Below are 10,129 nucleotides of genomic sequence, written 5' to 3' on the forward strand. Positions count from 1 at the left end.
AGAGGCATTTGGAGCAATTCCAGGAAAAGTGCGCAGCGGTTTTCCGTCCGGAATTGCGCTAGACAAAAGCTAGAGCGAGCAACGAAGGCGCATTAAGCGATGGCAAAGACCGATATAGCGCGGCGCGTCTACAATCACACCTGGAAGCTCGACCCGATCGTCCGCAGCTTGCTCGACACCGATTTCTACAAGCTTCTGATGCTGCAGATGATCTGGGGCATGTATCCCAAGGTCGACGCCACCTTCTCGCTGATCAACCGCACCACCTCGGTCCGCCTTGCCGAGGAGATCGATGAGACGGAGCTGCGCGAGCAGCTCGACCATGCCCGCACCTTGCGCTTCTCTAAGAAAGAGATGATCTGGCTCGGCGGCAACACCTTCTATGGCCGCAAGCAGATATTCGAACCGGAATTCCTCGCCTGGCTGGAAAATTTCCGGCTGCCCGAATACGAGCTTTCCAAGCGCGACGGCCAATACGAACTCGCCTTCAGCGGTCCGTGGATGTACACGACGCTGTGGGAGATCCCGGCGCTGGCAATTATCAATGAACTTCGATCTCGCGCGGCCATGCGGGCGTTCGGGCCGTTCGCGCTCGACGTGCTCTATGCCCGCGCCAAGGCCAAGATGTGGGCCAAGACCGAGCGGCTGAAGGCGCTGCCCGGCATCCGCATCTCGGATTTCGGCACCCGCCGCCGTCATTCTTTCCTGTGGCAGCGCTGGTGCGTCGAAGCGTTGAAGGAGGGCATCGGCGAGGCCTTCACTGGCACCTCCAACGTGCTGCTCGCCATGGACAACGATCTCGAGGCGCTCGGCACCAACGCGCATGAACTGCCGATGGTGTTCGCCGCGCTCACCAATTCGGAAAAGGAATTGAAACGGTCGCCCTACAACGTGCTGCAGGACTGGCAGCGCTACTACGGCGGCAACCTGCTGATCGTACTGCCGGACACCTTCGGCACCGCGGCGTTCCTGCGCGATGCACCGGACTGGGTCGCCGACTGGACCGGCTTCCGCCCCGACAGCGCGCCGCCGATCGAAGGCGGCGAGAAAATCATTTCCTGGTGGCGCGAAAAGGGCAAGGACCCCAAGCAGAAGCTGCTCATCTTCTCGGATGGGCTGGAGGTCGAGACCATCGAGGAAACCTACCGCCACTTCCGCGGCAAGGTGCGCATGTCCTTCGGCTGGGGCACCAACCTGACCAACGATTTCGAGGGCTGCGCGCCGACCGAGACCAACCGGCTAGACGCCATCTCGCTGGTCTGCAAGGTCACCGAAGCCAACGGCAGGCCGGCGGTCAAGCTTTCCGACAATCCGGCCAAGTCGACAGGCGACGAGAAAGAGATCGAGCGCTATTTGCGCATCTTCGGCCAGAAGGACCGCGTGGAGCAGTTGGTGAAGGTGTGAGGTAGGGGAACTCTTGCGCAGTATGAGTTCCTTCGCGCCCCCCTCTGTCCTGCCGGACATCTCCCCCGCGAGGGGGGAGATTGCGCCCTCATTGCTGCTTTCGCCAATTGCTGAAGTTGCAGAAGGAGAGCCGACGGCGGAACCGCCGATCTCCCCGCTTGAGATGTCCGGCAGGACAGAGGGGGGCGCTGTAGAGCGCTGCATTTCGGCAATCAGGCCCTTTCCCGGCCTCGTCGCTTCCTTGGCATTCCCATCCACGCCCGCCTTCGCCCACGCCTCCGACCGCGGCCATGTCCTGCTGCTTCCCACCGGCTACTACGTCGTCGGTGGCGCGCTCGCGGTTGCCGCCAGCTTCCTTGTCCTGGCTCTACTGCCGCCGGACTCCCTCGACCGCTTCTGGCGCAAACGCCTGCCGCTTTTTACCTTCGGCGACGGCGCGCGGACTGCCGTCAGCCTGGTATCCTTTGTCGGCTTTGCAATTCTGATTGCCGCCGGCCTGTTCGGCAGCCGCGATCCGCTTTCCAATCCGCTGCCGCTGACCGTGTGGACGCTGCTCTGGGTTGGCCTGGCTCTGTTGCAGGGGCTCGCCGGCGATCTCTGGTCGTGGCTCAACCCCTGGTACGGGCCATGCCGCGTCGCCTCGCGCCTGTCCGGCAGAACGCAGCCGAATCTGCTCCCCCAACGGCTCGGCTATTGGCCGGCTTTCCTGCTGTTCTTCGCCTTCGCCTGGTTCGAGCTGATCGACCCTGCGCCAGACGATCCGGCGCGGCTGGCCTGGGCCGCCGGCGCCTATTGGCTGCTGACCTTTGCCGCTATGCAGGTCGTCGGATACCGCGACTGGAGCCTGCGCGGTGAGTTCCTGACGGTGTTCTTTTCCATGGTAGCGCACTTCGCCATCATCGAGCGCAACGAAGACGGCCGGCTCAAACTCTGCTGGCCGGGTGCCAAGCTGCTCGGTGGCGCGCCGCTACCGCTCAGCGGCGTCGCTTTCCTGCTGCTTGCGCTGTCGTCTGTGTCCTTCGACGGCCTGTCGAAAACCTTCTTCTGGCTAGGCTGGTTCGGCATCAATCCGCTGGAGTTTCCTGGACGCACCGCTTTGATCGGCATCGGCAGTTTCGGTCTTGTGCTGAGCTTTGCCGTGCTTGCGGCCGTGTTCGCGCTAGCCGTCTTTCTTGGCCAGCACCTTGCCGGCAGCAACCATTCGCTCGGTCACGCCGCCGGGCTTTTGGCCTGGTCGATCGTACCGATCGCGCTCGCCTACCACTTCGCGCATTATCTGACGGCGCTGCTGGTCGACGGCCAATATGCAATTGCCGCTCTCTCCGACCCGTTTGCGTTTGGCTGGAACCTGTTCGGTACCGCAGACATGTCAATTGAAGCCGGCGTTGTCGCCGGCGCCGGCTCGGCGTGGTGGCTGTGGAACCTCCAGGCCGGCGTCATCATTGGCGGCCACATGCTTGCTGTGCTTGTCGCCCATGGCTTGGCCTGGCGGCTGCACGCCATTCCGGCTCGCGCCGCGCTCAGCCAGTTCCCGCTCACCGTGCTGATGATCGCCTACACCGTCCTCGGCCTATGGCTGCTTGCGACGCCGAGCGCCGGATGAACGAGGTGTGCGATGGCCGTCAATCGAACCTTGGGGAAAGCTCGCTTGCCACGTCAGAGCTTTGGTGATTTAGTTTGTACACATGCAATTTTCGCCCCTCTTAACAAGAGTGGCCTGCCTGCTACAGCCATTGGTCAAAGCTCAAAAACAAGGGGAACTGCCGTGACTGACAAGAATGGGTTTTTCGATCTCTCCAGATCCGCTCTCACCCGCCGCACGGCGCTGAAGGGCCTTGCCGCCGGCGCCGGTCTTGCCGTCGCGCCGGGTTTCGTGCGTTACAGCCAGGCGCAGAACTCGGCGCCGATCAAGATCGGCTTCCAGTCGCACCGCACCGGCATCGGCGCCGCCTATGGCCGCTGGTACGAGAAGACCACAGCGGCTGCCGTCAAGGCGATCAACGATGCCGGCGGCATCAACGGCCGACCCGTCGAGGTGATCATTGAGGATGACGGCACCGATCCCGGCCGGGGAGCCGAAGTCGTCGGCAAGTTCGCCTCTCAGCACAAGACCGATATCGTCTACGGCACGCTGTTTTCGCATGTCGTCATCGGCTCGGCGCCGGCCGCCGGCGAGGCCAAGATGCCCTATTTCGTTGTCAGCGAAGGCCACCACGTCGCCTCGACCAAGTTGAACCGCTACGTCTTCCAGCCCGGCATCACCGATGTGAAGAGCCAGATCCAGTCGATGGCGCCGTGGATTGCCGCCAATGCCGGCAAGAAGGTGACGCAGATCTTCCCCGATTTCGCTTTCGGCTACGACCATCGCGACTACCTGCCGCCGGCCCTGAAGGCGCAAGGCGCCGAGGTCATTGCGCAGATCGCGATTCCGCCGACGGAATCCTCCTTCACCAAATATTTCCCGCAGATCCCCGCAGAGACCGAGGTGATCTACCACGTCATGGTCGGCCCGGCGGTGCTCACCTTCGTCAAGGAGCTCGGCGAGTTCTACGGCTCCAATCGGCCGCAATTGTTCGGCTTCATCGATTCGCTCGAAGCCACCGACATCAACAGCCCCGGCCTCGAATTCCTCGACGGCAGCCATTTCTGGGAAGGCTCGCCGCGTTATGCGCAGCCCGATGACTCCCCTGCGCAGAAAGCCTACCGCGCCGCCGTCGGCATCGACGACAATGGTGCCGCCGTCGGCGACCCCAAGGACGTCTCCACCGCCGCGCACATGTTCGGCTGCTGGGAAACGCTCTACGTCGTCAAGAAGGCGATGGAGGATGCCGGCTACAAGGGCCCGGAAGACCGCGCCAAGCTGGTCGAGGCGACCGAGGCGTTGACCGAGTTCGCCGAGGGGCCGGAGCACCCGCAAGGGCCGAAAACCTTCAACGGCAAGATCCACCAGTGCTTTGGCATCCAGAACATCTCCAAGGTTGAAGGCGGCCGGCTGAATGTCGTCCACAAGACCAAGATCGAGGACGGCCTCTACGAGCCTGAGGGGGATTACACGACGCAGACGCTGTGAGCTTGGCTGCTGCAGCAAGCGTGAGAGCCAAGATACCCCCCTCTGGCCAGAGGGGGGTGCTTCGCGCATCCGCCGGTGCTTAGGCGATGCACTTCGGACCTCACCTGCTCCTCGCCGCCCTCGAAGGCCTCGTCACCTCCGCCGTGCTGGCGCTGACGGCGCTTGGGCTGTCGCTGGTGTTCGGCGTCATGCGCGTCGTCAATGTCGCGCATGGCGAGTTCTTCATGCTGGGCGCGGTGCTTGCCTGGGCGATCTCAACGGCGATATCCGGCCATCCGGCGCTCGGCTTCCTGGCCGCCCTGGTGCTGGCGCCGCTGATCGTCGGCCTGATCGCGCTGCTCGCCGAACGGCTGGTGCTGCGCCGGCTCAACTACAATCCGGAAGCCACCATCGTCGCCACCATCGGCATGCTCTACATCATCCAGCAACTGGCGCTGACCTTCTACGGCCCGGAGGCGCGGCCGGTGGAGCCGCCGTTCAGCTACCGCATCCTCCTGCCGTGGTTCGGCTATTCCGGCTACAAGCTGTCGATCATCGCCGCGTCGGCGCTGCTGCTGGTCGCGACCTGGCTGGTGCTGACGCGCACGAAAATCGGCCTCGTCATGCGCGCCACGCAATATGACAGCGAGACGGCGCAGGCCTTCGGCATCCCGGTGACCAGAGTCTATGCCGGTGTTTTCGCGCTCGGCGCCATGCTGGCTGCTGTCGCCGCGGTGCTGATCGTGCCGATCAGCCAGGCCCACTATCTGATGGGACAGGACCCGCTGTTGCTGTCGTTTATCGTCGTCATCATCGGCGGCCTCGGCTCGCTGCGCGGCACGGTCGTCGCCGCGGTGCTGATCGGCCTTTCCGACGGCATCATCTCGGTGTTCTTCTCACCGACGCTGGCCAAGATCATCGCCACCTTGCTCGTCGCCATGGTGCTGGTGTTCCGGCCGCAGGGCCTGTTCGGGACGACATCACGATGAAGGATGCTTCGCCGGCAAAGCCATATGCGCTGCACCTCGGCGTCATCGCCCTGCTTTTCGGGCTTAGCTTCGTCCTGCCGGAATACCATCACGGCCTGCTCGCCCGCATCATGGTGCTGGCGGTCTTCGCCATGGGCTACAATCTGCTGTTCGGCTATGTCGGGCTGCTCAGCCTCGGCCATGCCATGTTCTTTTCAGCCGGGCTCTATGGCGCCGGCCTTGCCGTCATCCATCTCGGCTGGAGCGTGCCGGCCGCCTTCGCAGCCGGGCTTGCCTGCGGCGCGCTTCTCGCGCTGGTGATCGGGCTGCTGGCGCTGCGCACCTCCGGCGTCGCCTTCATGATCGTCACCATGATGTTCGCTCAGGTATTTTATCTCGTCATTCTTTATTTCGCTGCCTGGACCGGTGGCGACCAGGGCATGGTCGTGCCGCAGCCGATGCGTGTCCTTGTCCTGGGCAGCACGTCACTCGACCTCACCAACCCGACCGTGCGCTATATGAGCGCGCTGGCACTGTTCTCGATCGTGCTGCTCATAAGCCTGGCGATAGTCCGCTCCGGCTACGGTCGCGTGCTGGTCGCCATCCGCGAGAACGAGGAGCGGACCAAGATGCTTGGCTACGACACGTTCTCCAGCAAGCTCGCCGCCGTCGTCATCTCCGGCAGCATCTGCGCGGCTTCCGGCGCGGCCTATGCGCTGCTGTTCGGCTATGTCGGCTCGAGCTTCGCCTCGGTGCAATACTCCATCCTGCCGCTGCTCTGGGTGCTGCTGGGCGGTGCCGCCACCACGCTCGGTCCGCTGATCGGCACGCTGTTCATGTATTATGTCATCGACGTCGCCAGCGGCTACACCTCGGCCTATCTGCTGGTCGTCGGCATAGCGCTCATCCTGCTGGTGCTGTTCTTCCCGAGAGGCATTCTCGGCAGCATCCGCCAGCGCTGGCTCGGGTGGTTGCCATGATGCCGCTGCTCACCACCAAAGGCCTGTCGCGCAGTTTCGGCGGCTTGCGTGCCGTCGACGGCGTCGACTTCGCGCTGATACCGGGCGAGATTCGCGCCATTATCGGCCCCAACGGTGCCGGCAAGACCACCTTCGTCAGCCTGGTCAGCGGCCGCATCCAGCCCTCGTCGGGCACGATCGTCTTCGACGGCGCGGACATCACCAGCCTGCCTGCCTACGCCCGGGTTCGCCTCGGCATCGCCTATACTTTCCAGATCACCAGCGTCTTTGCCAATCTCAGCGCCTACGACAATGTTGCCCTGCCGGTGCAGCGCACGCTGACCGATGGCCGTTCGAAGGGCGCGGTTCACACCGGCGTCATGGCGGCTCTCGAGCGCACCGGCCTTGCCGATCGCGCGCAAATGCCGGCCGGGCAATTGTCCTACGGTCACCAGCGGCTGCTGGAAGTGGCGATGGGACTGGCGCTGAAGCCACGCCTGCTGATCCTCGACGAACCGACGCAAGGGCTGGCCGACAGCGAGATCGACAATTTCATCGAGCTGGTGCGCGAGATCGCCGATAGCGCCACCGTGCTTTTGATCGAGCACAACATGCCGGTGGTCATGCAACTCGCCGACCGCATCACCGTCTTCAACGCCGGCAGGATTCTGGCCGAAGGTACGCCCGAGCAGATCCGCGCCAATGCCGCGGTGCAGGACGCCTATCTGGGAACGACCCATGACTGAGGTCCAGTCCAAGGCACTGACCGTTTCCGGGCTCGATTGCTTCTATGGCGAGGTCCAGGTGCTCTATGGGCTGGATCTGGTTCTGAACGAGGGCGAGGTGCTTTGCCTGTTCGGCCGCAACGGCGCCGGCAAGACGACGACGCTGAAGGCGATCATGGGCCTGGTGCCGGCAGCCGCCGGCTCGATCAGGCTCGAAGGCCGGGAATTGACCGGCTTGCCGGCGCACGAGGTGCCCAAGGCCGGCGTCGCTTACGTGCCGCAGGGCCGGCGGCTGTTCGCCGAGATGACGGTGGCGGAAAACATCGAGATCGGCCTGATAGCCCGCAACAAGGGCAAGGCGACGCGCGAAAACGTGCTCGATCTCTTCCCACTGTTGCGCCAGCGCCTCAGGCAGCGTTCGGGCACGCTATCCGGCGGCGAGCAGCAGATGCTGGCCATGGCCCGCGCCCTGTGTCTGGAACCGCAGGTGCTCCTGCTCGACGAGCCGACCGAAGGGCTGATGCCGTCGATGATCGCCAAGATCCGCGAAACCGTGTCGAAACTGCGTGCGCTTGGCGTATCGACAATTCTTGTCGAGCAGCGCGTCGATGCTGTGCTGTCGGTCGCAGACCGCGTTTGCTTCATCGAAAACGGCCGCAACCGCGAGACGGTCGATGTCGAGGAATTGCGTGCCGATCCCTCGGCGGTTCGTCGCTATGTCGGCGTCGGATGATCAGGCAAAGAACAGCAAGCCGGCAAGCAGGAATGTCGGGATCAGCACCGCGCCCGACCATGCCATATAGCCAAAGAAGCTCGGCATCTTGATGCCGCGATGCCTTGCAATGGCATAGACCATGAAATTCGGCGCATTGCCGACATAGGTGTTGGCGCCCATGAACACCGCGCCTGCCGAGATCGCCGCCAGCGTCGAGGCGAGCTCGGTCATCAGATGCTGCGCATCGCCGCCAGCCAGCTCGAAGAACACCAGATAGGTCGGCGCATTGTCGAGGAAGGACGACAGCGCTCCGGTCAGCCAGAAATAGGCAAGGTTGTCCGGCGCGCCGGTCGGCGAACTGACCAGCAGCACCAACGGCGCCAGCGCGCCATCGAGCCCGGCCCGCAAGATGGCGACGACCGGCACGATGCAGATGAAGATGCTGGCGAACAGCTTCGCCACCTCGGCAATCGGCCCCCAGTTGAAGGCGTTTGCGCCGCGAAACTCCTTCGGCGAGACGACAAGCGAAGTGAAGGCCAGTATCAGGATGGCGGCGTCGCGCACCAGATTCTGCAGCTCGAGGCTGACGCCTTGAAATGAGAAACTCACTCCCGGCTTCCAGGCAGCGGAAATCAGGATCGCGGCGATTACGCCGGCCAGCAGCGGGATGTTGGCCAGGCCGCGAATGCGCACCTTGCTGTCGGGCGTCGGATCCTTGATCTTCGGCGCGCCTTCCTCCCGGCGATGCATGATGATGTCGATCGCCAGGAAAACAGCCAGCACCACGCCGGCGACGAACAGCGTCTCGGGCAGCAGGTGAACTGTCGTCCAGAAGAAATCGACGCCGCGCAGAAAGCCGACGAACAGCGGCGGATCGCCCAGCGGCGTTAGCGACCCGCCGATGTTGGACACCAGGAAGATGAAAAAGATGACGACATGGGCGTTGAAGCGCCGGTTGTCGTTGGCGCGGATGAGCGGCCGGATCAGGATCATCGAGGCGCCGGTTGTGCCAATGATCGAGGCAAGCAGCGCCCCTCCCAGCAACAGCCCGGCATTGACCAGCGGCGTGCCGTGTATGTTGCCGGCAACGAAGATACCGCCCGAAATGGTGAACAGCGCAAACAGCAGGATGATGAACGACATGTATTCGGTGAGCAGCGCATGCAGCACCGCCTGCGTGGTGGACGGGATGCCGAAGGCGATGGCCAGCGGCCCGATCACCAACGCTGCCCAGAAGGCAGCGATCTTGCCGTAATGGTGCTCCCAGGCATGATGGAACAGCAGCGGGCCGGTCGCGATGCAAAGCAATAGCCCGGCAAACGGCAGCACCCACCAAAGCGACATGGCGGCGCCAGGCAATTCGTGCGCTTCGGCCGCGAGAACCGCTCTTGGAGAAGAGATTGCTGCAATAAGTGCAGCACTTGCCGTCAACGCCGCAAACCGCATGAAGCCCCTCAAAAGTCTGTCAGGTTCGGCTGGATGACGTTCAAATCAGTGTCACGCCGGCATCGCGCATCCGGCCCAGCATCCTCTCCACGGAGCCGTTGAGATCGATGCCGCGGCAGGCGTCGAGCCGCACGGACGTCTCAAAACCGAGCTTGACCGCGTCGAGCGCCGAAAAGGCGACGCAGAAATCCGTCGCCAGGCCGACCAGGGTCAGCGTCTCGATGTTCCGATCCCGGAGATAGCCGGCAAGGCCGGTCGGCGTCGTCCGGTCGTTCTCGAAGAATGCGGAATAGCTGTCGATCGCAGGACGGAACCCCTTGCGGATCACCAGCTCGGCCTTGCTCCAGGCGAGGCCCGAATGGAAATCCGATCCCAGACTGCCCTGGATGCAGTGATCCGGCCACAGCGTCTGGTGGCCATAAGGCACGTCGATCGTTTCGAACGGTTGCTTGCCGGGGTGGCTGGAGGCAAAGCTCGAATGGCCGGCAGGGTGCCAGTCCTGCGTCAGCAGGACGTGCTCGGTCCGCCGGATTAGGTCATTGACCAACGGCACGATTTCGTCGCCACCGGCCACTTCAAGGGCGCCACCCGGGCAGAAATCGTTCTGCAGGTCGATAACGACAAGCGCTTCGTCGGCCATGGAGCCTCCTTATTTTCTTGGTCTTGAGCTTAGGCTCCAATGAAAACGCGACCGGACGCAGAAACTTGACCAGATGGCCGGCTGCGTCAACCTCTCATGGCATAACGAATGCGTTCCGGGTGCACCGGTGCCAACAGCCGTGCAAACTCTGGCTTTGACAATTCCTGCCGGCTTGATATCATTTGCATACGAATGAATTTCCTGCCTTGAATGCTCGGGAAAA

Annotated in this window: 9 protein-coding genes; 7 read left to right on the plus strand and 2 right to left on the minus strand. The window is 63.2% G+C overall.

Going from position 1 to position 10,129, the window contains the following annotated elements:
- The first annotated feature begins 99 nt into the window (after positions 1 to 99).
- The 7 genes from pncB to NKH28_RS00125 all read left to right on the plus strand — a co-directional run bounded on the left by pncB (position 100) and on the right by NKH28_RS00125 (position 7,838).
- Entirely contained in the window at positions 100 to 1,404 is a 1,305-nt protein-coding gene (pncB, locus tag NKH28_RS00095; protein ID WP_352472380.1) for a nicotinate phosphoribosyltransferase, read from the plus strand.
- A gap of 163 nt (positions 1,405 to 1,567) precedes the next feature.
- Positions 1,568 to 3,007, plus strand: coding sequence for a hypothetical protein (locus tag NKH28_RS00100; protein WP_352769572.1), 1,440 nt, complete (start codon positions 1,568 to 1,570; stop codon positions 3,005 to 3,007).
- Positions 3,008 to 3,169: 162 nt separating this feature from the next.
- A complete protein-coding gene (locus tag NKH28_RS00105; protein WP_352472378.1) occupies positions 3,170 to 4,474 on the plus strand; it encodes an ABC transporter substrate-binding protein in 1,305 nt (434 codons plus the stop codon).
- Positions 4,475 to 4,560: 86 nt separating this feature from the next.
- Positions 4,561 to 5,442, plus strand: coding sequence for a branched-chain amino acid ABC transporter permease (locus tag NKH28_RS00110; RefSeq protein WP_352455934.1), 882 nt, complete (start codon positions 4,561 to 4,563; stop codon positions 5,440 to 5,442).
- Complete coding sequence (locus NKH28_RS00115; RefSeq protein ID WP_352970211.1) at positions 5,439 to 6,401, plus strand: branched-chain amino acid ABC transporter permease; 963 nt, start codon at positions 5,439 to 5,441, stop codon at positions 6,399 to 6,401. The genes NKH28_RS00110 and NKH28_RS00115 overlap by 4 nt, the downstream gene beginning before the upstream one ends.
- Positions 6,398 to 7,126 carry an ABC transporter ATP-binding protein gene (locus tag NKH28_RS00120; protein WP_352977451.1) on the plus strand — a complete coding sequence of 243 codons (729 nt, stop codon included), beginning with the start codon at positions 6,398 to 6,400 and terminating at the stop codon, positions 7,124 to 7,126. Before NKH28_RS00115 ends, NKH28_RS00120 begins: the two co-directional genes overlap by 4 nt.
- Positions 7,119 to 7,838 (plus strand): ABC transporter ATP-binding protein, encoded by a 720-nt coding sequence (locus tag NKH28_RS00125; protein WP_352701831.1) that lies wholly within the window; start codon positions 7,119 to 7,121, stop codon positions 7,836 to 7,838. The genes NKH28_RS00120 and NKH28_RS00125 overlap by 8 nt, the downstream gene beginning before the upstream one ends.
- On the opposite strand, the gene NKH28_RS00130 is transcribed toward NKH28_RS00125, so the two are convergent.
- Together NKH28_RS00130 and pncA are read right to left on the minus strand one after the other, a co-directional pair.
- The gene (locus NKH28_RS00130) at positions 7,839 to 9,164 is read right to left on the minus strand and encodes a sodium:proton antiporter (RefSeq protein ID WP_502906576.1); all 1,326 of its coding nucleotides are present in this window, start codon (positions 9,162 to 9,164) and stop codon (positions 7,839 to 7,841) included.
- A gap of 142 nt (positions 9,165 to 9,306) precedes the next feature.
- Positions 9,307 to 9,906, minus strand: coding sequence for a bifunctional nicotinamidase/pyrazinamidase (pncA, locus tag NKH28_RS00135; protein WP_352697255.1), 600 nt, complete (start codon positions 9,904 to 9,906; stop codon positions 9,307 to 9,309).
- Positions 9,907 to 10,129 lie beyond the last annotated feature (223 nt).

Origin of the sequence: Mesorhizobium sp. M1227 (assembly GCF_040318315.1) — a bacterium.
Classification (GTDB): Bacteria; Pseudomonadota; Alphaproteobacteria; order Rhizobiales; family Rhizobiaceae; genus Mesorhizobium.